The following is a 23,818-nucleotide window of genomic DNA, read 5'->3' as shown; positions in this document are numbered from 1 at the left end:
TCGTATGGGTATGCTCTTCTTAAATTGGGGCAGGTAGGTGGCCTATACGAATCCATCGCGAGAGGAATGAGCAGAAATGCCGGAGATTCATCCAATCATCAAAAAGCTGCAGTACAAGGACCTCGGCCAGCCGGTTCTGATGCTTAACGCACCGCAGGCCTATCAAGAGGTCATCAGTTCCCTGCAGGGAGATGTTCATACGGAGCCTGTGCAAGCACCTTACGACTTCGTGCAGGCCTTTGGGACAAGCAATGAAGAATTACGGCGGCTGGCCGAGATTGCAGCCGGCTCCGTGGCAGATAACGGCCTGCTCTGGCTGTGTTACCCCAAGAAAACGTCCAAGACGTACAAGAACTCCGATTGCAGCCGGGAGAGCGTTACGGGCATCCTTGCCGACGAAGGCTATGAGCCCGTTCGGCAGATCGCCATCGACGAGGATTGGTCCGCCTTGCGTTACCGCAAAGCGGAGCTGATCAAGACGATGACCCGATCGTTCGCCGCAACCGCGAAGGGGAAGGAACGGACCGGTCAAGAGGACGGCAAGTGATCGGCTTCAGGGATATTTTTATAACCCGAATCAGCAAAATGACCCCTGCGAGGGTCATTTTGTCTTCTTAATACTGCTCTTCTTTGGTGGTCTTCTTTTTTACCGTAAGTGAGTTCGGTGCGGCTCGTTAAAGGTATGCGCTGATAGAATCGTAAATTGGGGAACGGCGCTGATTTTTCCGGCAGAGGCAGCCTTTGAGCAAATAGAAAGAGTGTAAGGATGGGCGCCCTCTTGTGTATAATAAGCAGAGTGATAGAAAGGGTGGGAATATGTTAACGATCAAAGAATACAGCGTCGAGCTGGTGAAGGACCCGTTTGGAATCCTGACCGGCAAACGCTTTGAGTTTGTATGCGATTTGGACGTGCCGGAGGATGACGAGCTCTATTCGGAGCATGGCGTCTACCTGCGAGTGATCTACCTGGATGATGAGGATGCTTCGCGTATCGTCAAATACGATTTCTATGAGCGCACAACGGATCAGTATCTGGATTTTGATATGGAGCCCGAGGAAGAGGAAGAACTCACGGCTTTTTGCAGGGAGCATTTGCAGGAAGAAGCCTAAGGCATGATGATGCGGTTAGAAAAGCGTCATTGAGGGCTTCATTGCTCATCCCGTGTGAACTTGCGTGTTATGCGTCGCCTTAAAAAGGCAGCAAACTGCTCAAGAAGTTCTTGCAAAGATTTCGTGGTTTTGGTAAAGTTATACACAACTTAGGATGAACGGAGGGTTACGTATGTTGGATTATTCCCGATTGAGATCTTTTCGCGGCTAATGAAATAGCGCTAAAGAGACCTGCACAGTTGCAGGGTAATCGGGATGGGTCCGTCATTTTTACGCAACCCATTTTTATGATATGTCTATAGGAGTGCATGTTTTTTCATGTGCGGGATAAGAGGTGTCTTCACCTTCCCATATTTGAACGTGTATTCGAGTAGGCATTTCCAGGAACGGTGGACGGTAAGGTCCCGTTTCGGTTACCCAGCACAGGCAGCTCGTTGCCTGTGCTTTTTTGTTGTGATAACGGCCTATTACGATATCAATGAAATATGGAAGGGATGGATTCCTTATGACAATAGCTAAGCCCAATGACGATTATACGCAAGTGATCCAAGAGATGCTGGAGATAGCCGGTAAGCACGGGGTGGATTTGAATCCCGAAGGCATTGAGATGAATGAATCCGGGATGGACTTTCTCGTTGGATTTGCGGAGGAGGCCAAGACCGGGGCAAGGTGGATCCTGCGGAAGCCGAGAAGAACGGATGTGCTGGACAGGGCGGATAATGAGGCGCGGGTCCTGAAGCTGATCCAGTCCCATCTGCCGGTCGACGTGCCGGATTGGCGCATATATACGCCGGAGCTCATCGCCTACCCGTTGCTCGGCGGGCAGCCTGCCGCTTCCGTCAGCATGGAAGGATATGCATTTAATATGGATGCCGAGAATCCGGGTGAGCCGTTCGTTCACTCCCTGGCTGAGGCACTGGTCGCCCTGCACGGAATCGACCACGATGCAGCCCGAGCCGCAGGCCTGCGGGTAAAAAGCCCCCAAGAAGTTCGCGAGGAGACTGCCCGAAACATGGACGACATCAAGGACCGCCTAGGCGTTTCCGAAACGCTCTGGGAGAGGTGGCAGAAGTGGCTGGGAGACGATTCTTACTGGCCAACGCATTCCGCGCTGATCCACGGAGATCTTCATCCGCCGCATATCCTGATTGATGAGCGCGTGCGGGTTACCGGGCTGCTGGATTGGACGGAGTCGGAGGTAGCCAGTCCCGCCAAAGATTTCGTGCTGTATTACGCCATATACGGCGAGCCTAATCTTCGTGTCCTGTTGGATCGGTATGAACAAGCGGGAGGAACGGTATGGCCGCGCATGTTCGACCATATTGTCGAGCAGCATGCGGCTTATCCCGTGCTGATCGCCCAGTTCGCGCTCCTTACGGGTCAGGAAGAATATATGACGATGGCGCGGAATGCGCTGGGCTTGACGGAGCAAGCTGGTTCGAATTAAGAGGACGGGGACGGGCGAGGTGCCCGATCCGATCCACCCTGATTCCGCAGAAATTAAGGAGCCAACCGACGCATACATTCGGTTGGCTCTTTGCATGATATAAATAACAGAATTCAACATAATTTTGGATGAGCCGTAGGACATATAATGAAATCGTGGTGAAATAAGGAGTAGGTTTAACGTATTTTACTCCATTTCGTAACGCAATTTACATACCTGTAAACCTCTTGGAAGAGTAAATATGTTATCCTAGACATACTAAACTTACATACATCATTCATTAAGGAGGGATTGACCGTGAATATTGAGGTACGTTTATGCCCGAAGGAACAGTCATTTATTCTGCATAACATATATCCGCTGTACTTGCATGACATTGCTGAGATATGGGGGGTCCGTCCTAACCAATTCGGTGTATTTGAAAAAGAGGATGTGCCGACCTTAAGCGAGCAGAGCAAGCAGCTCGATGTGTGGTGGGAGCAGCCGTCGGTTCTTTTTCCTTATCTGATATCCGTAGATGGCATTGCGGCAGGGTTGGCCCTGGTGGCGACCACGCCCTATATTCCATCGCCGAATATCCAGTACTACTTGAATGATTTTTTTGTGCTTCGGACTTTTCGAAGACAAGGTGTAGCCCAACGAGCGGCTGAGCTTGTGTTCGATCAGTTCCAAGGCGCATGGGAGCTTCAGACGAATCCGACCGAGCGCAATATGAGCACCCAGATTTTTTGGCGCAAAACGTTAAACACGTACACGGGCGGACGGTATACGGAGCATGATGGCGTCCATCCGGAGAAGGGGGATATGCTGGTCTTCCGTTTTAATAACAAATAAGACGGGGACTTAAGCATCCTAGTTGGAATAGGGCTTGACAGCCGGATGATGCCGGGATAAACTGAGTTAAATTTTTCGGAAAATGCTTGGATGAGGACGCCAAGATCGCAAAGGACGCTGAATCAGAGAACTGCTGGGCGGTGCGAAGCAGTCAGCGGCGATGAATTGGCCATCACCTCGGAGCAGATCCGCCGATTTATGTTGAGGCGTATCCGGGTTTACCCAGCCGTTACCATGGGGCATCATTGATGGATGATGACAAGAGTGCGTGCCCGGCTAGCCGGCACGAATCAGGGTGGTAACGCGGAGACAAGGCTCCGTCCCTACAGGGGACGGGGCTTTTTTGTGTTCTCTGGGATCCCGGAGACGCCAAAAGGCGGCGGGGCCGTGCCGATCGGTCCACCACTTGGGTCGGCAGGGAAAGATCATGGGAAGAGAGAGGGATGAATCATGTTAACGAAGCTGATGCCACAGGACGAGGCGCTGTGCCGGGAAGAATTTATTCGGGATGAGGTATCGTACAACCTGATCCATCTCATTGCGGGGTCGCCGCAGCGCATAGGCCTGAAATCGCCGGACGGACGCATGATCTATGCGCAGTCGCCCCGCGGGAACGCCTGGTTATGGATATCCCGGGACGTTGCCATGGATCGGCGGCAGCTTCTGCTTCGAGAATTGGTCAGCGAGCTGGGGGAAGCAGCCCTGCCGGGCGTAACGGGAGAACCGGGCGTGGCCGAGCAGTTCGCCAGCTGCTACGCAGAGGAGCGCCATGGGGCCTACCGTCATCAGATGACGATGGAGTCTTACCATGCCCCCGCCGTCAAGAGCCCTTTAGGCGTCGAGGGGAGGTTCAGACGGGCCGCTAAGGAAGATACGCAGCAGGTGGCCCGGTTTCTGGTCGGATTCTCGGAGGATGCTTATGGGGTCCGAGCGAATGCGGCAAGCCAGGTCGAGACCGCCCAACGACTCATTCAGCAGGGCGGGTTATATGTATGGATGGCCGGCGGCCACACGGTGTCGATGGCCAACATTGCGCACCGGTCGCCAAGGCACGGCCGCATCAACGCGGTGTACACGCCCAAGGAGGAACGAAAAAAAGGGTATGCCAGCGCATTGGTTGCAGACCTTGGATCTATCCTGCTGCAGGAAGGATTGGTTCCCATGCTGTACGCCGACCAGGCCAACCCGGACTCCAACCGGCTGTATCAACATATCGGATTTACCCGATGCGGGACGATTAGCGACCTCAAGTTTGTCCACAATGGATAACGAAGACCCGATGCGGCAAGGCTTGGACAAAGCTGGGGAAGACGAGGGGCCTCAACAAGTGTTATTCTATAAAGGTAGCTAAAAAATGCCGGGCCCGATTGGACAGGACATGATCCCTGAGCCAAACAATGCCCACGTCCGATTGGAAATCAGCGCTTGTAATGGACAGCGTCCGGATGTTAGGAATCGCGAAGGAGGACATGACCGACTCGGGCAAAATGGTGGCGCCAATGCCTTCGGCTACCAAAGCGACGATAATGGCAACGCTGGAGCATTCGCATATGACGCGCGGCTCAAGCTCGCCACGTTTGAATTCTTGAATGACCCGCTCATGCATCCCGATCGTCTGATCGGTTTTTAAGGACAGGAACGGATATTCCGCCAGCTCGCGCATCGAGATTTCCGAATGGGAGGCAATGCTCTCCCAGCTGCTTGGAATGACCGCGACGAACGGGTCGGAGGGCAGGGGCTGAACGGCATAACGCTCGGGCCCGAAGCTGGATTCGAACGGAAGCCGGGTCACTGCGAGCTCGATATTACGCTTGTCGAGCTGATCGGCCAGCAGGGAGTGGTCGCCTTCCCGAATCTTGAAGGTGACCTCGGGATATTGCTGCCGGAAGATATGGATGCGCTGAGGCAGGAGCGAAATGCAGGAGACGACGGCACCGATGGAGAGCATGCCGCGGACTCCCGCGTGGATCTCTTTCACCTCGGTCAGCGTTTCATTGAACTGGTTCAGCAGGGAGGCGGCCCTGCTCTGCAGCAGCTCGCCTGCATGGGTGAGCTGAAGCTGCTTGCCGCTGCGTTCAAACAGTAGGACGCCGAGTTCTTCCTCCATCAGCTTCAGCTGACGGCTTAATGGAGGCTGCTCCATGTTAAGCTGTTTAGCCGCACGCGTGATCTGTCCTTCCTGGGCGATCGTCAGGAAATAACGCAGCTGCCGAATGTCCATTTTTCATACCTCCTCTCCATACCTTAAAGGTATGGTATCCCTATAAATCAGATATTTTTAATATAGGGCATCGATTGATATGATTCAACTAATAACGTTTGCAAAATAAGGAGATGTGTGCACATGACTTACGCGATATCCGTGGAATTAACGACCACCCCGAAGGAGAAGCCGAGCCATCATAAACAGGCTTTCGGCACGGTATTTACGGATCATATGTTTATTCTGGACTACGATGCCGGCAAAGGCTGGCACGACCCGCGCGTCGTCCCGTACCAGCCGATCGAGCTTGATCCTGCCGCCAAAGTATTTCACTACGGCCAGACCGTATTCGAAGGCTTGAAGGCTTACCTGACGGAAGATCAGCGGATCCTCATGTTCCGTCCGAACAAAAATATTCAGCGGCTGAACCTGTCCAACCAGCGCCTGAGCATTCCGACATTGGACGAAGGGCTTGTGATGGAAGCGCTCAAGCAGCTCGTGCTCGTGGATCGCGACTGGATTCCTTCCGAGCCGGGCACATCGCTCTATATCCGTCCGTTTGTCATCGCAACCGAGCCCGTGCTCGGCGTAGCGCCGTCGCTGCAATACAAGTTCATGATCATCCTGTCGGTGGTCGGTTCGTATTATGCGGAAGGCATCAATCCGGTCAGCATCTACGTGGAGCCGAAATACGTGCGTGCCGTTGCCGGGGGCGTGGGCAATGCCAAGACGGCCGGCAACTATGCGGCAGGTTTGAAGGCGCAGGATGAAGCCACCCTAAAAGGATATTCGCAGGTGCTGTGGCTCGATGGCGTGCACCGCAAATATATCGAGGAAGTCGGCAGCATGAACGTGTTCTTCAAGATCGGCGATAAGGTGATAACGCCTGCGCTGAACGGAAGCATCCTGGATGGGGTTACCCGGAACTCCGTCATCCAGCTGCTGCAGCATTGGAACATCCCCGTGGAGGAGCGGGCCCTTTCCATCGATGAAATCGTGGAGGCTCACCGCAGCGGCTTGTTGACCGAGGCTTTCGGCACCGGCACGGCAGCGGTGATATCGCCGATCGGTTCACTGGAATGGCAGGAGGAGCAATTGGTGATTGGCGAGGGAGCGACCGGCGAGCTTTCCAAACGCGTTTATGATGCCATCACGGGCATCCAGCTCGGAACCGTTGAGGATCCGTTCGGCTGGACGGTTGAACTTCCATTATCTTAATGCACCTGTAAGGATCCGCCCCAGGCATACTTGGGGGCGGGTCCTTTTTTTTTTCACGGGCAAGAATAAGGTTTCCGTGGTTTACCTTCGATCTCGCCAAGAAAGGCCCCGCAGCTTGCGGTTTATCATATGAGCGTAAACGTCGATCCATGTTTTTCTTAAGAGAGGCGCTCATGTTACGATGTGAGTACATCGTTGACACGTTATTTACGAGGCATGGAGGTGCAATTGAAGTGAATCGTCCGCAAAGCGTCGTTCCGGACGCCATAGATTTTACGAACGCTGCCTTTCCGTTTACCGCGTCGACCACGCACGGCATATTCGCCGGAGCCCAGCGCCTGCATTGGCATCATGCGTTGGAGCTTAACTATATTCAAGGCGGAACCGGTTTTATTCTGATCAACGGGATGAAGCTCCCGTTTCGGCAGGGGGATATCATATTCATCAACAGCAATGATTTGCACCGCGCGTATGAGACCGAGAACCTGGTCATGGACGTCATTATGTTCGAGCCTTCCCTGCTGTCCATCGATCTCAAGTTCGATCCGGACCTGATGGCTCCCTTCCGCTCGCTCGGAAACGTAGACAGGCAATCTCCGGTGCACGATGAACTGGCCCGGCTGCTTCGGCGCATGATGGAGGAGTATGAAGCCCGGGGGACCTCTTATATGAGCCTGATCCGTTCGGATCTCATTCGTTTCCTGAGCTTGGCGAACCGTCATCTGTCGTCTCCGGCTCAGGAGCACAGGCCGATCAAGGGCAGGGGGATGCACGCGTTAAAAGAAGTCCTGCGCACGATGGAGCTTCATCTTGACTACGGCTGGACGCTGCAGGAGCTGTCGGATTTAACGCATCTGAGCCCTTCCCGGTTCAGCGCCCTGTTCCAGCAGGCGGTCGGAACCTCACCGCATCATTATCTGATTCAGCTGCGCTTGACCCATGCGGTGCACCTGCTGGAGACGACGGACCAGAAGATTATCGAGATCGCGGAAACCTGCGGGTTCCGGAATCTGTCCAATTTCAATCGTCTGTTCAAGCAGCATGTCGGGTCTTCGCCAAGCGAGATCCGGGAGCGCGCTTATGCAGGCAGTCCCATGATCCCCTCCGCCACGAGTTCCAAGAAACAGTAAGATAGTATCACTCCTTGATCGTATAACAGTAGATGGCAACCTGTGGAAGCGGTATCTTAAACATATACCACCACATGACGCCGCCGTTAGGCGGGTAGGAGTGAAGTCCATGAGTTTGTATCTGGGTGTGGATGCCGGCGGCAGCAAAACACACGCCGTCATCTGCGATGAACAAGGGAACATCCTTGGCAAGGGAGCGTCCGGCAACGGCAATCACCAAATTCACCGTGAGCATGCGGCCCGTAACATTGAGGAGGCCTGCAACCGGGCGCTTCAAGAGGCTGGAGCTGCCAAGGAAGATATCAGTTATGCCTATTTCGGCCTGGCCGGAGCCGATCGGGAAGCCGATTACGAGATCCTGCGCCCGATGATCGGGGCGCTCGGATATCCGAGACATGCTATCGCATGCGATACCATCATCGGGATGAGGGCGGGAACGAGCCGTCCGTATGGCGCCGCATTGATCTGCGGTACGGGCTTCAACAGCGCCGCCCGTAACCGTGCGGGGGAAGAGCTGCAGTATGGCGGCTTCGGTTTCTTGTACGGAGATGGATATGCAGGCGGATCAGGGTTTGCAACCCTGGCCTTCCGGGCGGTTATTCGAGCCTGGGATGAGCGGGGACCGGCAACCTTGTTGACGTCGCTCGTTCTGGAGCAGATGGGATATACGTCCGTCGAACCGATGTATGAGGATGTCCTCTACGGCAGGACGAAGGTTCCGCCAAGTCTGGTGAAGACGCTGTTTCAGGCGGCTGAAGCGGGCGACGAGGTGGCTACCTGGATTCTCGAGAACGAAGGCGAGGAGCTGGCCAATGCGGTATGCACGCTGATCCGGCGGCTGGACATGGCGGACGAAGCCTTCGACATCGTTTACATCGGCAGCGTGCTGAACAGGCCGAACAGCTCGATCCTGACGGATGCAATCGAACGGATCGTTGCGGTCCGGGCACCCCATGCATCCTGCGTAAGGCTGACATCCGATCCGGTTTCCGGCGCGCTGCTGTGCGCGATGGATGCCGACGGTCATGCCGTTGATGTTGAGACGGAGGCCAAACTGAAAGCATTTACGTTTGAGCAGGCAACCACAGTCTGATCAGCAGATTGTGGTAAAAGAGCGCAATAGATCCGGATCGAAACGGATTGATATCATACCTTGGAGGCGATTAACGTGGCAGCAGGATTGAAGATAGCGGTCATCGGGGGAGGTTCCTCCTATACCCCGGAAATTGTAGAAGGTTTCATTCGCAATTATGAGCAAATGCCGATTCGCGAACTATGGTTCGTTGATATTGAAGAAGGTAAGCATAAGCTGGAGATCGTGGGCAATTTGGCCAAACGCATGGTCAAGGAATCGGGTCTGCCGATCGAGGTTCACCTGACGCTGGATCGGAGGCAGGCGATTGCGGGTGCCGATTTCGTGACGACCCAGATGCGCGTCGGCTTGCTGGCGGCACGCAAGCAGGATGAGCATATTCCGATTAAACACGGCGTCATCGGCCAGGAGACGACGGGTCCGGGAGGCATGCTGAAGGCGCTGCGAACGGTACCGGTGATTCTGGACATTTGCCGCGATATCGAAGAGCTGGCACCGAATGCGTGGATGCTGAACTTCACGAATCCGGCAGGCATCGTCACCGAGGCGGTTGCGAAGCACAGCAAGGTCAAATCCGTCGGTCTGTGCAACTCCCCGATTAACTTTCAGAAGTTCCTGGCGGCGGAGTACGGCGTGTCGGAGAGGGACGTTCTGGCCGAGTTTGTCGGGATCAACCATCTCCATTGGGTGACGTCGGCGATCGTCAACGGCGAAGAGAAAATGCCGGAGCTGCTGGACGGCGGGAAATCGTATACGGCGAAGAACGTGCCGACCTTCGGCTGGGACGCGGATTTTATCCGTTCGCTTGGGGCGATTCCGACCTATTATCTTAAATATTTCTACATGACCGATACGATGTTCGCGGACATGAAGGCCTCGCTGGAGAAGGACGGAACCCGGGCGGACGTGGTCAGCCGGGTAGAGGAGGAGCTGTTCGAGCTCTACAAGGACGAGAATTTGGCCGTGAAGCCGAAGCAGCTGGAGCAGCGCGGCGGCGCATATTATTCCGAAGCGGCCGTCAACCTGATGACGTCCATTTATAATGACCGCCATGATATCCAGACATTGAATGTCGCAAACGGCAATATCTACGACTTCCTGCCTGCGGATGCCAGCATCGAGATCAACTGCGTGGTTACGGGCCAAGGGCCAATACCGTTGGCGCCGCAAAAGGTTCCTTCCCATGTGAAGGGACTGATGCATGCGGTGAAAGTGTACGAACAATTGACGATCGAAGCTGCCATTACCGGTGATCGCGGCATTGCGCTGCAGGCGCTGGTGCATCATCCGCTGGTGCCGTCCGTGACCGTAGCGAAGCAGCTGCTCGATGAAATGCTGGAGGTGAACAAAAAGTACTTGCCGGCTTTTTTTAAGCCGGAGGCTGTGCTGTAAGGCGGAATGAAATCAAACGTGCGGTTATGATATAACAGCCATGCAAACCCCTCTTCGTAATTGAAGAGGGGTTTTATTCGTAGGAGTTCCGAAATCGAATCATGGATAATATGAATGTTCGGATGGGATCTTCCTTCTTGTCACATCTCGATGCCCTCGCCCGTCATACCCGTATAAAACGAAAAAGGGATGATGACGGATGCTACAATATGACGTTGCCGTTGTAGGTGGAGGCGTAGCGGGTTTAACAGCAGCAATCTATGCGGCTAGAGCCGGAAAGCAAACGATACTCGTTGAAAAGCAGGAACGTTTGGGGGGGCGGGCCATGACCCATAAGAAGAAGGGAGCCTACTTCAATCTGGGCGGGCATGCCTTATATCATGGAGATGCCCTTTTAACCTTTCGCGAATTAGGGCTCCAATTGCCGGGGGGTCGACCTTCGGTTGACGGGTACGGGATTTGGAAAGGGAAACTAAGTCCGTTACCCATGGGCGTGAAATCTCTATTCACCACCCCTCTATTATCCTGGAGGGGCAAGATGGAGCTCGGTGCTTGGCTTGCGAAATTAGGTAAACTGGATACGCAGCTGTACGACAACATGAGTGTGCGCGAATGGATTGAAGGCAACGTGCAGGATCCCATGGTACGAAATTTATTCTATTCGCTATTGCGTACGGCGAGTTATGTGGTAGCCCCTGACCTGCAGGCGGCCGGTCCCGTACTGCAGCAGCTTAAGCACGCGCTGAAGGGGGTATTGTATCTGGATCGGGGCTGGGGGGCCATGGTCGATGAATTAAAACAAAAGGCTCTGGAGCAGGGAGTTCAAATCGTAACGAAGAATAAAGTCATTTCGGTTGATCATCACGAGGGAAAGGTACGGCACGTCCTTTGCGGCGATGGCATGAAAATAGAAGCCAATCATATTATTCTTGCCACGCCTCCAGCTGTCGCCCACGAACTGGTGCCCCATGCAGAAGAAACCGCTCTGCATACGTGGAAGGAGCAGGCGGTCGAAGTGACAGCGGCTTGCTTGGATGTAGCCCTGCGTCGTCTTCCGGAGCCGAAGCAGCAGTTTGTGTACGGCCTCGATCAAACCGTATTTCTCTCGAATCAATCCCGAGCGGCTTACCTGAGCGAAGATGGCGCGCAAGTCATAACCTTGCTTAAGTATCAGGGCAAGGAGAAGGATGCAAGAAGGGATCTGCAGGAGTTAGAAGAAACCTTAGACTTGGTGCAGCCGGGTTGGCGCAACGAGCTCGTTGAGAAACAATACCTTCCTAACATCACGGTTTGCCATGATTTTATGCATCTGAAACGCCAGGAGAACCCGGGTCCAGCCGTCCCTGAAATCATCGGGTTGTATGTAGCGGGAGAATGGGCAGCGCATGGCGAACTCTTGGTTGATGCTGCAACTGCAAGCGCCAAGCGGGCCGTACAGCATATACTCTCGCTTGAAAGTGAGGAAAGGACCCCGAATGAGCACAGAGTCATTGTATGAAAGCTATCGATCCGCTCTTTTCTCGTTAGCTTACCGGATGCTGGGAAGTGTGATGGATGCGGAAGATATCGTGCAGGAGGCCTTCATCAGCTATAACCAATTGCCCCATCCGGAGGACATTCGCAATGAGAGAGCGTTTCTGTACAAAATCGTAACGAATCGCTGCTTGGATTTGCTGCGCTCTTCTGCCAAAAAGCGCGAGCTGTACGTCGGTCCCTGGCTGCCGGAACCCCTGATCGAGAATATGGCGTCAGAGACGGACCCTTCTCTTATCGTAGAGCAGCAAGAGTCCATTTCTACAGCATACCTGCTGCTGCTTCAGCAGCTTAACGCGGTGGAAAGAGCCGTTTTTCTTCTCCGCGAGATTTTCCATTATTCCTATGACGAAATTGCTGAAATCCTGGGAAAAAGCAGTGCAAATTGCCGTCAAATCTTCCGCCGTGCTAAGGGCAGCATTCATTTTGATCCTGATCAGAGACCATCGATCTCGGTGGCGGAGGCGCAGATCAAGGATTTTGTGGATTCCCTTTTACAGGGAAACACGAATAAGCTGCTGGAGCTGTTAAGCGAAAATGTCGTGCTCTACTCGGACGGCGGCGGTAAAGTCAGAGCGGCGCAAATACCTGTGGTTGGAGTCCATAAAGTGATCCAATTGCATCTGAACCTGCTTAAAATGTATGAAGGACAATATGTGTACTCTTATCTTACCGTCAATGGTCTGCCGGGAATACGGATCCGGTTGGATCACGGTGTCCAATTTATTTATTCTTTTGCTTTTAAAAACAATCGAATCGAGACGATGTATACCGTGGCAAATCCGGATAAACTCAGACATATACAGTTGCCGTGATACAAAAAGCAGGGCTGATTTAAGATCATAGGATCTTAGTCGGCCCTGCTGCTGTATAAGGCTGAGGAATTCTCAGGAGATACGCCTCGCGGAGTCACTCCAGCATTTCATCTGCTTACGCATCATGGTCCAGCCAGTCAAGCTTATGACTGACAGGCTGCTGCTCTGCAGCATAGTACTCCGTTATACGCCTGAATATGCCATGAAGCCGCCGTCCACGGGAATTACCGTTCCCGTGACGAAGCCGGAGGTCTGATCGTCCACGAGCCAGAGCAGGGTGCCCAGCAGATCCTCCGGCACGCCGAAACGCCTCATGGGGGTATGGGAGATGATTTTATGAGAGCGCTCGGTTAATGTACCGTCGCTATGAGTCAGCAAATTGCGGTTTTGCTCGGTCAGGAAGAAGCCCGGCGCAATCGCGTTCACGCGAATGCCCGATTCCGCAAGATGAACGGACAGCCACTGCGTGAAGTTGTTGATGGCCGCTTTGGCTGCGCTGTAAGCCGGCACCTTGGTCATCGGGCTGGGTGCGCTCATGGACGAGACATTCAGCACGACGGCCCCGGGACGCCCCAGCATCCCTTCCGCGAAGACTTGCGTCGGTATCAGCGTGCCGATGAAGTTCAAATCGAACACGCTGCGGAAGCCCGGCACGCTTAACCCGAAGAAGGTTGTCACATCGGGCTGCCCCACATCCTCCGGACGGAAAATCTCGTTGGTTGTATTCGCGTCTTTCCGGTTGCCGCCGGCTCCGTTAATCAGGATATCGCAGGGTCCGAAAGACTCGCGCACAGCTTTTTCCGCTTGCCGGACGCTTTCCACATCCGTTACATCGCAGGGAACGGCAATCGCCGTACCGCCGGCAGCCGTAATTTCATCGGCCACCTGCTGCCCTTTCTCGGCCGTACGGTTCAAGACGGCCACCTTGGCACCTTGCCGCCCCAGCTCAAGAGCCATCGCCCGGCACAATACGCCGGAGCCGCCCGTAATGACAACCGTCTTCCCGTTTAATGACGGATGAATGGGAAGGGATGGCGTCGCTTGCGGTGCGGATTCAACAGAAGCTCCGCTTGATCCGGCTTCGGATGTACCTGCTGCATGGATATTTACCTCACTCATTGTACGGCCTCCTTCAGCTCGGCTGGACTTCCCGCGCGCTCCCGGCTGTAAGCGTCCCACAGCCCCCAGAGATACATAATGCCCAAGGCGCGGTCATACAGGCCGTAACCCGGACGGCACTGCTCCCCCCAGATATGCCGCCCGTGATCGGGCCTTACGTATCCGGTGAAACCGTTGTCATGATAGGCCTGCACAATGCCGGAAATATCGACGGTGCCGTCCTCGGTACGATGGGACGTTTCGATGAAATCGCCGTTCTCGTAGACGCGTACGTTCCGGATATGCGCAAACGGAATTCGGTCGTGGAATTCATGGATCATGGAGACGATGTCATTGTCCGGATTGGCGCCAAGCGAGCCGCTGCACAGGGTCAGGCTGTTCGCTGGGCTATCGTACAGCTGCAGGAATCTCCGGAGATTTTCCTGGCTGGTGATGACCCGCGGCAGGCCGAAGATCGGCCAAGGCGGATCATCCGGGTGAATGGCCATTCGGATGCCGTTCTTCTCGGCAGCCGGGATGACGGCGCTCAAGAAATATTCGAGGTTGCTCCACAAGTCCTCCTCGGTAACGCCGCTGTACGCTTCGAACAGGGAGGTCAGATGCGCCAAACGCTCCGGCTCCCAGCCCGGCATGGTAAGCGCGCTGTTCCGGTTGATCGTCTGAACCAGCTCCATCGGATCGATGCCGTGGATTTTGGCCTTCTCGAAGAAGAGGGCCGTCGAACCATCGGGGGTCTGTTTATGAAGATCGGTTCTAGCCCAATCGAACACCGGCATGAAATTGTAGCAGATGACTTTGACGCCGACCTGGCCCAATTTCTCAATCGTCCGGATGTAGTTGGCTATGTATTGATCCCGGGAGGGAAGGCCGAGTTTGATGTCCTCGTGCACATTCACGCTTTCCACGACGTCAATATGAAGCCCGTACGCTTTGGCCTGGTCCGCAATTTCCTCAATTCGCTCCATCGGCCATTCCTCGCCGACAGGAATATCGTGAAGTGCCCATACGATGCCCTCCACGCCGGGGATTTGTCTAATCTGATCCAGCGAGACCGTATCGTTGCCCTCGCCGAACCATCTGAATACCATGCGCATTTCTTCACCGTCCTTTACAAGTTTAAGGAGTTAACGCACTGCTGGGAATTTTGCAGTTACGAGTGTAACGCCAAGATGAAGCCGTGACGAATAAGGGTCTTTCGCGGGTAACGGCTTATTTGAAATAATCGGGATGCTTCTCTTTCAGCACGGCCAGATTGGAGATAATCAGGCTCAGATGCTGCTGCATTTCACGTTCGGCATGATCGGCGTCATGACGCGAAATCGCGTCCGCGATCTCCCGATGCTGCTCGTACAGGTTGGTCCAATTCGGATCGGCAGACAGCCATAACATTCGGCTCCGGTTCAGATGAGCGTTCATCTGCTGCAGCACGTTCCATGTGCCGACCTTGCGGCAGCCTTCAAACAGAATACGGTGGAAGGCCTCATCCAGCTCAAACATGTGCTTGCCGTCATGCTTCTCGATGCTCTCGCGCTGCTCGGACAGATTTCGCTCCAGCTCGGCGAATTTCTCCTCGGGGAAGCTTTCGCAGGCAAGCCGGACGACGGCCTTCTCGAGCTGCTCGCGCATGAAGCGCGCTTCTTCGACCAGCTCCGAATCGATGAGCGAGACGCGCGTGCCGCGCTGGGGAAGCACGACCACAAGGTCTTCCTGGGCCAGGCGGACGAAGCTTTCCCGCACCGGCGTCCGGCTGACTTCGAAGGAAAGGGAAACCTCCTTCTCGGACAGAGCCGTTCCCGGGGGCAGCTCGAGACTGACAATCTGCTGCTTCAGCCGGGAGTACACGATATGTCCGGCCGATCCTGGCTGTAATCGCAAAGATTCTACCACTGCATCACCTCCTAATGTATTCCATACTACCATACTTGTATGGTAGTATGGAACTGAAAATCGAAATAAGAATCGGAGGGGAACCACATGAGCCGTTTGGACACGGAGAATCTGCTGCTGAACAGCAACAGCGCGAAGAAACTTTATTATGATTATGCGGAAGGGATGCCGATATTCGATTACCACAACCATCTGAACCCGAAGGATATTGCCATCAACCGGCAGTTCGATAACCTGACGGAGCTATGGCTGGAGGGGGACCATTACAAATGGAGGGCGATGCGCTGGCTTGGCGTCGACGAAGAGCTGATTACAGGCAGCGCCAGTCCTGAAGCGAAGTTCATGGCCTGGGCGGCATGCGTTCCGCGATTGGTCGGCAATCCGCTCTATCACTGGACCCATCTGGAGCTGACCCGCTATTTCGGGATTCAAGAGCGGTTGACCGCGGAGAATGCCAAGGAGATCTGGGACGCTTGCAATGAGCAGCTGAAGGCTCCTGCCTTGCGGGCAGGCGGAATTTTGGAAAAATTCAAGGTCAACGTGGCCTGCACGACGGATGATCCCGTCGATTCGCTGGAGTTTCACCGGGCAATTCGGGATCAAGGGGAATTGTCCACCGTCGTGGCCCCTGCATTTCGGCCGGACCGGGTACTGGATATCGCGAACGCGGACTTTCCCTCCTATGCACGGACGCTGGGAACAACGGCCGGTATAACCGTGGACACCTATCAGGGATTGCTGGATGCCCTGCAGGAGCGGATCCAATATTTCCATGACCATGGCTGCCGCCTGTCGGATCACGGCTTTGGCGCTTTTCCTTATGAACAGGCAGACGTTAAAGAAGTTGCGGACATTTACGGCAAAGCCATCGACGGAGGCAGCTTAACCCCGCTCGAGGAACGGAAATACCGCACCCATACCCTGCTCAAGCTGGGGGAGATGTATCATGCCAAGGGCTGGACCATGCAGCTGCACATTGGGGCGATTCGGAACAATAATGCGCGCATGTTCGCGAAGATCGGCAAGGACAGCGGGTATGACTCGATTCTCGATTTCCATCTGGCGGAAAGCCTGAACGGATTCCTGAGCAGTCTCGACAGGAATGATCAGCTGCCGAAAACCATTGTGTACAGCCTGTATTCCTCGCATTACGAAATGATCGCTACCACGATCGGGAATTTCCAGTCGGCCGGTGTCGAGGGCAAGCTTCAGCTCGGTTCCGCTTGGTGGTTCCACGACCAGAAGGAAGGGATGCTGAAGCAGCTCACCGCGCTGTCTTCCATGGGGTTGATCAGCACCTTTGTGGGCATGCTGACCGATTCCAGGAGCTTTATGTCGTTCCCGCGGCATGAATATTTTCGGAGAGTGCTGTGCCGTCTGTTCGGAGATTGGATCAAGGAAGGGGAACTGCCCGCGGATTATGAATATATCGGTGCCATCATCCAGGATATTTGCTACCACAATGCCGAGCGTTATTTTCAAATTCATTGACAATTGCGTACAGAGCATGAACAATAGATTTACTATATGAAAGCGTTTGCTGATGAACAGATAAGATCTGTGACAAGCAGATGTGCGCGAAAAGGCGAGGGGGACATACCGTGCAAGGGAACCGGGCGATATTGGTGGATGACGAGGTGTTTACGCGCAAAGGGCTTCTGAAGCTGATTGATTGGGAAGCCTGCGGCTTTCACATTGTGGATGAGGCGGATAACGGGGAAGACGCGCTGGAACTGATTGAACGGCTTCGGCCGGATGTGGTCATCACCGATATCCGCATGCCGGTGCTGGATGGACTCGAGCTGATCCGACGCGTCGTCACGGACGATATCGTGAAGCCGTATTTCATTATTGTAAGCGGATACGATGACTTCAACTATGCCCAGCAGGCTGTCCGTTACGGGGTGCATGATTTCATTCTGAAACCGATTGACGAGACGGAATTCAGTCAGGCGCTGGTCCGGCTCAGCGAAAGGCTGGAGTCGGACCGCGAGGCACGCTCGCGGGAAGAGAAGCTGTTGTCGGGCGCCTTGATGGAATCGCTCATTATAGGGGAGGCGGATGAGAGTCTGCTGCAGGAATGGGAGCGGCGTCTTGAACTCCGGCCGGAAGACCGTCTGTTCTATGTTTTTGTCGAACGGAACGACCATCCGCCGGCTTCGGCTAACGACAATGACGGAGGCGACTTCAAGGACAGGGTGGAATCGGCGCTTCTTGCGATCTCGAATGGAGAACAGCCCTTCTATCTGCATGAGCACCGCAACCGGATCGGCATCATCGTTCCGGGAAGCATCCTGCAATCGTTCCAGGGGTGTCGGCGGGGATTTGCTAGGCGCCTTCAGCAATCGCTCGCCGATTCGAAGCATGAAAGAATCTTCGTCTATTTTGGCCGGCCGGTTTCACGTCTGTCCCTCGTTCAGGATGCCTACGAAACGGCCAAGCAATCCCTCCTATACAAGTACATCTACGATGAGAGCGGCATCGTGATCCATGAAGAAGCCGCGGTGCATGATCTGCAATACATCGGACTGGAGGAGCGTCTTTACCAGCAGCTGCTGGAGCAGATCGAGGAGCTGCATTTCGAGAAGCTGGAGGAGACGATTCGTTCGCTGTTCGAATCCTTCCAGGAGAAGCTGTATGCTCCCGAAGCGGTGAAGACGGCGATCAACCAATGCGTGCTGGGCGTGGTCCGTGTGCTCAGCAGCATGGACGGGGATCAAAGCCGGCTGTCCAGTCTCGAGCCGATGACCGAGTGGCATGACCGCAACTTGTCGCTTCAGGGGCTGAAGCGGCTGTTCACGGATTTTGCGATTGAGAGCGCGAACTATATCGGACAGCTGCGCAAGGAACAGCACAAAGGCGGAATCCAGAAGATCCGGGCTTATATCGAGGCCCATTATCATGAGAATATCAGTCTGAAGGGCATCGCCGGGAAGTTTTACATGAACCCGGTTTATCTGGGTCAGCTGTTCAAAAAAGCGTACGGCATGTATTTTAATGATTTTTTGCTCCAGCTGCGCGTGAACGAAGCCAAGCGTTTGCTGCGCCAGACGGATCTGCGCATCTATGAGGTGGCGGAGCGGGTCGGCTTCGGCAATCCGGACTATTTCGTGACGCAATTCGAGAAGATTGAGCGGATGACGCCAAGCGAGTACCGGAACCGCTTGATGAAGGAGGCAGCGTCCGAAGGGACGAATGCATGAAGCCGAGCCTGAATAATGTCCGTCTGCGGGACAAGATGCTGCTGCTTTATTTCCTGGCCGTCTTTTTGCCGATCCTGATTACCAACCTCATCTTCTACAATGTGACGTCCGGCAGCGTAAGGGAGCAGCGGATCCAGGATATTACCGTAGCGCTTGAACAGATGAAGAACGAGTTCCGCCGTGAAGTCGAGGACGCCCTGGAGATCTCCTCGGTCTTCTATACGGACGTTCAATTGAACGAGATCGTGGAAACGGTGTACGATCATCCAGCCGATTATATCGAGGCGTATGATACTTATCTCCGCCGCATATTGAATTCGGGCAGCGCCGTATACAATTCGGTCAGCGAAATTGCGGTATATGTCGACAATCCGACCCTGCTGTATTCCGGCGGCATCAATTATATCGATGGCCAGGTGAAGGAAGAGGCTTGGTACAAGGCGATTGCGGGCAAGAACGTAACCCAGCCGATCGTGATGCGTACGGGCAAGAACGGCCAATTGGACAGCTTTAGCATCATCCGGAGCATGAATTATTTCAGCTCCCAGGATGACCACACCAAGTATCTCAAGATCGATATGCGGATGCCTTCGATCCGCCAGATCATGAGCAATCTGAATGTGCAGGGCAAAGTGTATCTGCTGAGCGGGGCAGGAAATATCGAATACACCACGGATCCGAAGGTCGATGTCACGCAGGGCGCTGTACCGTACAGCAGCATCGCGCATGGCGACAGGTTTCTGGAGTTTCATACCGATACGTTCACGACCAACAATTTGAACACCTGGACGATCATGGCGGTGACGCCGGAGGATGTGGTGCTGCGCGACGTGCATCAGTCCTTGCGGTTCGTCATTGTGCTGACCTGCCTGAATTTTCTGCTTCCGAGCCTGGTGATTGTTTGGATCAGCCGTTCCCTTAACGTACGACTTGTACGGATTCTCAAACATATGAAGAAGGTGAAGAACCAGAATTACGACACCATCCAAGAGGCTGAGGCACGTGACGAGATCGGTCAGCTGACGGGTGAATTCAACCGGATGACCTTGCAGCTCAAGAGTCTGATCAATGACGTGTACGTGGCGGATATCCAGAAGAAGAATTTGGAGCTGCAGCGGCGGCACGCGCAATTGAATGCGCTGCAGAGCCAGATTAATCCGCACTTCCTCTTTAATGCCCTGGAGACGATCCGCATGCGCAGCCTGATGAAGGATGAGGATGAGACGGCAAGGATCATTCATAATATGGCGAAGATCTTCCGCAATTCGCTCGTTTGGAAAAAAGACATGGTGACGCTCAAGGAGGAAGTGGAGTTCATCCATTGTTTCCTTGAAATCCAGAAATACCGATTTGGCGACAAAATCGATTATTCGGTTCATGCTCCAGCCGAAGAGGGTCACCTGCAAATACCGAAAATGGCCATCGTCACGTTTGTGGAGAATGCCAGCATTCACGGCATCGAGCCGCTCAAGCACGGGGGGCGCATTGAAGTTCGGGTTGTGCGCGAGGGCCAATCCCTGATCTGTACCATTCAGGATAACGGGGCAGGCATGCCCGCGGAGAAGGTGGAACGCATCTACCGTTATCTCGAGACCGAGGACGAGATGGGAGAGCGGATCGGCATTCAGAATGTGATTTACAGGTTAAAGCTGTACTACGGCAGCCGGTTCCGGTTTGAAATTGACAGCTCGCCTGGACAGGGCACACGGGTCAAACTGTCCATTCCCATTGAAATATAAGGACGGCAAATCCTGCTGTGGCATTCCGAATCGGAGTGACCCTAGCAGGATTTGTTCGTTAGTCGGCGGAAGTGCAGGGGAGAATCCTGGCTGCGGAGCTGCCATTTTTCACGGCTAAGGATAGGGTTCTATAGTTTTCAAAGTATCACCTAAAGATTGACGGGTGAAAATCGTCCCAGAGCTCTCTTATAATGAAAGTGCTTACAAACTAACGAGACCGAAAGGGGTAGGTCAAGAGCATGAACAAGAAATTTTGGCTGAGCTGTCTGACCGTGGTTATGATGGTATCGCTTCTGGCAGCATGCGGCGGCAGTAAAGAGGCAGCGGATAATACACCGGCAGCCGGCGGCGAAGGCGAGAAGAAAGAAGAGAAGGTCACCTTCACCTATTTCAACGCGGCAGCCGGTAAAGACAAAAATACGAACGAAACTACCATCGGTAAAATTTTCGAAGACCAAACCGGCGTGAATTTTAAAATGGAGCATTTGGTAGGAGACGAGAACACCAAGGTCGGAACCTTCATTGCCAGTAACGACTATCCCGATGTGATTGTGCCGGGGAGCTCAATCGATAAGCTGGTCGGGGCGGGCGCCTTCATTCCGCTCAATGACCTGATCGATAAGTACGGCCCTAACATCAAGCGGGTGTACGAGCCTTATTACAACCTGATGAAAGCCGAGGACGGCAACATCTACTTTCTGCCGCTGAGTGCGGTTGTTGGAGAGTACACGTCGGCTCCGAATATCGAGCAAGGAGCATTCTGGATTCAACGCCGCGTCCTGAAGGAAGCGGGTTATCCGAAAATCAAGACCTTCGACGAGTACCTGGCCCTGATTCGCGACTACGTGAAGAAACATCCGGAGGAAGGCTTGACCGGATATCTGGCACTGACGACGCAGGATAAATTTTTTGCCCTGACCAATGCCCCGATGCACTTGGCCGGCTATCCGAACGACGGCGGCATCATCATCGACATGGAGACTCACGTAGCGAATGATTACGCGGACGACGACATTACGAAGCGGTACCTGCAGGAGCTGAACAAGCTGAATGCGGAAGGCCTGTTCGATAAATCCTCTTTCGTGGACAACTATGATCAATACCTTGCCAAACTGACTTCCGGTAAGGTGCTTGGCTTCTTCGATTATCGATGGCAGGTAGGCCAAGCGATGAACAATCTGCGCGAAACAGCCAGTAAATCGGGTAACGACGATCTCGAATATATGGCGCTGCCGATCGTATACGATGAGAATACCAAGGATCAGTATCTGGATCCGCCATCCTTTGTGAACAACCGCGGCGTCGGGATCTCCGTCAGCGCGAAGGATCCGGAGCGCATTGTGAAGTATTTCAACAACCTGCTGACGGACGAGAACCAGATTCTGTCGAACTGGGGCATCAAGGACGAGACGTATTCCGTCGATGAGAACGGCCGCTTCTACCGTACGGAAGAGCAGATTGCACAGACCAATACGGAAGCCTTCCGCGAATCGTTCGGTTTCAAGTACTTTGAATACAACTGGCCTCGTTACGGCAACGGATCTACGCTTCCTGACGGTAATTCCGTGGGTGCGGGACGCCAGCCTGAGGTTGCCAAAATGTCCTACTCCGAACCGGACAAGAAATTGCTTGAAGCATACGACATCGATTCCTTCTCGCAATTGTTTGCGGCACCGGACGACCGTCCTTGGTACCCGGCTTGGAGCATTCCGATCGATCAGGGCTCGCCGGCCCAAATCTTCACGCAGAAGAAAAGCGATTTGCAGCGTAAATACTTCCCGAAACTGGTTCTTGCCAGCCCTGCAGAGTTTGACGGCATCTGGAACGAATACGTGGGCGAGTTCGGCAAGCTGGACGTGAAGGGATACGAGGATCTGATCACCGAGGAAGTAGCCAAGAAAATCGCAAATGCCCAAGGACAATAATAGATGAAGGAGAGGCGAACAAGGGCGGACCGCCGAAATGGCCCAGATCCGTCCCTCCTCTTCTAGGGCTGGATAGGAAGGAGAAGAAACCGTGGATAAGGCGAACCCGATTGGACCTGCAGAGACCACGGCGCTACGTGAAACGCCGGCGGTATCGAAAGGTTTCTTCAATAAACAACGAAAAAACGATACTGGTTTGAATCATGAACGGCCATCAGGCGAAAAAAGCTTCTTCCGGAAGCTGCTGCAGCAGAAGGCGCTGGTCTTCATGTCGATTCCTTTTTTGATATGGTTGTTTGTCTTTAAGTACATGCCGCTGTGGGGCTGGACCATCGCGTTTCAGGATTTTAAACCGGCGAAGAAGATATTCGATCAGGAATGGGTAGGCCTGCAGCATTTTACCTTCCTGTTTCAGGACGAACACTTCCTCCGGGTCATGCGCAACACGCTCGCCATGAGTTTCATCAACCTCGTCTTAGGGTTCGTGACGGCGATTGTGTTAGCGATTCTGCTTAATGAACTGCGTAATTTGATGTTCAAACGGGTCGTGCAGACGATCAGTTATTTGCCCCATTTCATCTCTTGGGTTGTGGCTGCGAGCATTATTTCGACGGCCTTGTCCGCAGACGGCGGGATTATCAATGAACTCCTCATGTGGTTCGGGATCATTAAGGAGCCGATCCTATGGCTTGGGGAAGGAGAATATTTCTGGGGAATACTCGGTGTTTCGGAAGTATGGAAGAATGTCGGCTGGAACACCATTATATATTTGGCGGCCATGACGATGATCGACCCCTCGCAGTACGAGGCGGCGGAAATCGATGGCGCCGGGCGCTTTCAACGGATCTGGAACATCACCTTGCCGGGTCTGAAGCCGGTATTCATCATCCTGCTAATCATGAATATCGGCAACCTGCTCGAATCCGGTTTTGAACCGCAATACTTGCTTGGCAACGGCATGAACGTGGATTATTCCGAGAACCTGGATATTTTCGTGCTGAAATACGGTATTCAGATGGGCAACTTCTCGCTCTCGATTGCAGCCGGCATGTTCAAGACGGCCGTCAGCTTCATACTCTTGTTCACGGCTAACCATATCGCGAAGAGACTGGGCGAAGACCGATTGTTCTAAGCGAAAGCTTGCGAGAACCGTTCTCTATCAGAAAACGT

General features: G+C 53.8%; 20 protein-coding genes. 16 read left to right on the top strand and 4 right to left on the bottom strand.

Going from position 1 to position 23,818, the window contains the following annotated elements:
• The first annotated feature begins 76 nt into the window (after positions 1-76).
• The 5 genes from RB297_RS23350 (at position 77) to RB297_RS23330 (ending at position 4,660) form a co-directional block, all read left to right on the top strand.
• Entirely contained in the window at positions 77-547 is a 471-nt protein-coding gene (locus tag RB297_RS23350; protein ID WP_015737927.1) for a hypothetical protein, read from the top strand.
• 269 nt (positions 548-816) lie between these two features.
• Positions 817-1,110: a DUF6509 family protein gene (locus RB297_RS23345; RefSeq protein ID WP_009592692.1), complete on the top strand. Its 294-nt coding sequence runs from the start codon at positions 817-819 to the stop codon at positions 1,108-1,110.
• Positions 1,111-1,615: 505 nt separating this feature from the next.
• Positions 1,616-2,557 carry a macrolide 2'-phosphotransferase MphI gene (mphI, locus tag RB297_RS23340; protein ID WP_375121567.1) on the top strand — a complete coding sequence of 314 codons (942 nt, stop codon included), beginning with the start codon at positions 1,616-1,618 and terminating at the stop codon, positions 2,555-2,557.
• Positions 2,558-2,854: 297 nt separating this feature from the next.
• Complete coding sequence (locus tag RB297_RS23335) at positions 2,855-3,391, top strand: GNAT family N-acetyltransferase (protein ID WP_375121566.1); 537 nt, start codon at positions 2,855-2,857, stop codon at positions 3,389-3,391.
• A 450-nt stretch (positions 3,392-3,841) separates the two neighbouring features.
• Positions 3,842-4,660, top strand: coding sequence for a GNAT family N-acetyltransferase (locus RB297_RS23330; RefSeq protein WP_375121565.1), 819 nt, complete (start codon positions 3,842-3,844; stop codon positions 4,658-4,660).
• A gap of 61 nt (positions 4,661-4,721) precedes the next feature.
• Here the strand turns inward: RB297_RS23330 and RB297_RS23325 are convergent, their stop codons facing one another.
• Positions 4,722-5,612, bottom strand: a complete 891-nt coding sequence (locus RB297_RS23325; protein WP_096775721.1) for a LysR family transcriptional regulator — start codon at positions 5,610-5,612, stop codon at positions 4,722-4,724.
• A gap of 123 nt (positions 5,613-5,735) precedes the next feature.
• Here RB297_RS23325 and RB297_RS23320 point away from each other — a divergent pair, with 123 nt between their 5' ends.
• The 6 genes from RB297_RS23320 (at position 5,736) to RB297_RS23295 (ending at position 12,775) form a co-directional block, all read left to right on the top strand.
• Complete coding sequence (locus RB297_RS23320) at positions 5,736-6,812, top strand: branched-chain amino acid aminotransferase (RefSeq protein WP_015737922.1); 1,077 nt, start codon at positions 5,736-5,738, stop codon at positions 6,810-6,812.
• A gap of 233 nt (positions 6,813-7,045) precedes the next feature.
• Complete coding sequence (locus RB297_RS23315; protein ID WP_096775722.1) at positions 7,046-7,942, top strand: AraC family transcriptional regulator; 897 nt, start codon at positions 7,046-7,048, stop codon at positions 7,940-7,942.
• Between the two features lie 109 nt (positions 7,943-8,051).
• On the top strand, positions 8,052-9,035 hold the full coding sequence (locus tag RB297_RS23310) for an N-acetylglucosamine kinase (protein WP_096775723.1): 984 nt from the start codon (positions 8,052-8,054) through the stop codon (positions 9,033-9,035).
• 75 nt (positions 9,036-9,110) lie between these two features.
• Positions 9,111-10,427 (top strand): 6-phospho-beta-glucosidase, encoded by a 1,317-nt coding sequence (locus RB297_RS23305; RefSeq protein ID WP_375121564.1) that lies wholly within the window; start codon positions 9,111-9,113, stop codon positions 10,425-10,427.
• A 199-nt stretch (positions 10,428-10,626) separates the two neighbouring features.
• Positions 10,627-11,925: a phytoene desaturase family protein gene (locus tag RB297_RS23300; protein WP_375121563.1), complete on the top strand. Its 1,299-nt coding sequence runs from the start codon at positions 10,627-10,629 to the stop codon at positions 11,923-11,925.
• Entirely contained in the window at positions 11,903-12,775 is an 873-nt protein-coding gene (locus RB297_RS23295; protein WP_375121562.1) for an RNA polymerase sigma-70 factor, read from the top strand. Before RB297_RS23300 ends, RB297_RS23295 begins: the two co-directional genes overlap by 23 nt.
• Positions 12,776-12,958: 183 nt before the next feature.
• Here RB297_RS23295 and RB297_RS23290 read toward each other — a convergent pair whose 3' ends face one another.
• From RB297_RS23290 to RB297_RS23280, 3 genes are all read right to left on the bottom strand, one after another.
• The gene (locus tag RB297_RS23290; RefSeq protein ID WP_096775727.1) at positions 12,959-13,894 is read right to left on the bottom strand and encodes an SDR family oxidoreductase; all 936 of its coding nucleotides are present in this window, start codon (positions 13,892-13,894) and stop codon (positions 12,959-12,961) included.
• Positions 13,891-14,988, bottom strand: a complete 1,098-nt coding sequence (uxuA, locus tag RB297_RS23285; protein WP_375121561.1) for a mannonate dehydratase — start codon at positions 14,986-14,988, stop codon at positions 13,891-13,893. Before uxuA ends, RB297_RS23290 begins: the two co-directional genes overlap by 4 nt.
• Before the next feature lie 115 nt (positions 14,989-15,103).
• Positions 15,104-15,781: a GntR family transcriptional regulator gene (locus tag RB297_RS23280; RefSeq protein ID WP_009592701.1), complete on the bottom strand. Its 678-nt coding sequence runs from the start codon at positions 15,779-15,781 to the stop codon at positions 15,104-15,106.
• Between the two features lie 87 nt (positions 15,782-15,868).
• Here RB297_RS23280 and uxaC point away from each other — a divergent pair, with 87 nt between their 5' ends.
• The 5 genes from uxaC to RB297_RS23255 all read left to right on the top strand — a co-directional run bounded on the left by uxaC (position 15,869) and on the right by RB297_RS23255 (position 23,780).
• Entirely contained in the window at positions 15,869-17,272 is a 1,404-nt protein-coding gene (gene uxaC, locus RB297_RS23275) for a glucuronate isomerase (RefSeq protein WP_096775729.1), read from the top strand.
• Between the two features lie 110 nt (positions 17,273-17,382).
• Positions 17,383-18,984 carry a response regulator transcription factor gene (locus RB297_RS23270; RefSeq protein WP_375121560.1) on the top strand — a complete coding sequence of 534 codons (1,602 nt, stop codon included), beginning with the start codon at positions 17,383-17,385 and terminating at the stop codon, positions 18,982-18,984.
• A complete protein-coding gene (locus RB297_RS23265; RefSeq protein ID WP_375121559.1) occupies positions 18,981-20,723 on the top strand; it encodes a sensor histidine kinase in 1,743 nt (580 codons plus the stop codon). Before RB297_RS23270 ends, RB297_RS23265 begins: the two co-directional genes overlap by 4 nt.
• A gap of 239 nt (positions 20,724-20,962) precedes the next feature.
• Entirely contained in the window at positions 20,963-22,648 is a 1,686-nt protein-coding gene (locus RB297_RS23260) for an ABC transporter substrate-binding protein (RefSeq protein WP_192570297.1), read from the top strand.
• A gap of 91 nt (positions 22,649-22,739) precedes the next feature.
• Positions 22,740-23,780: an ABC transporter permease gene (locus tag RB297_RS23255; RefSeq protein ID WP_375121558.1), complete on the top strand. Its 1,041-nt coding sequence runs from the start codon at positions 22,740-22,742 to the stop codon at positions 23,778-23,780.
• Positions 23,781-23,818 lie beyond the last annotated feature (38 nt).

This window comes from Paenibacillus sp. CR_12, assembly GCF_041953985.1.
Taxonomy (GTDB): domain Bacteria; phylum Bacillota; class Bacilli; order Paenibacillales; family Paenibacillaceae; genus Paenibacillus_AQ; species Paenibacillus_AQ lautus_A.
The sequence above is the reverse complement of the archived record's forward strand: the minus strand, read 5'-3'. Positions and strand labels throughout refer to the sequence as shown.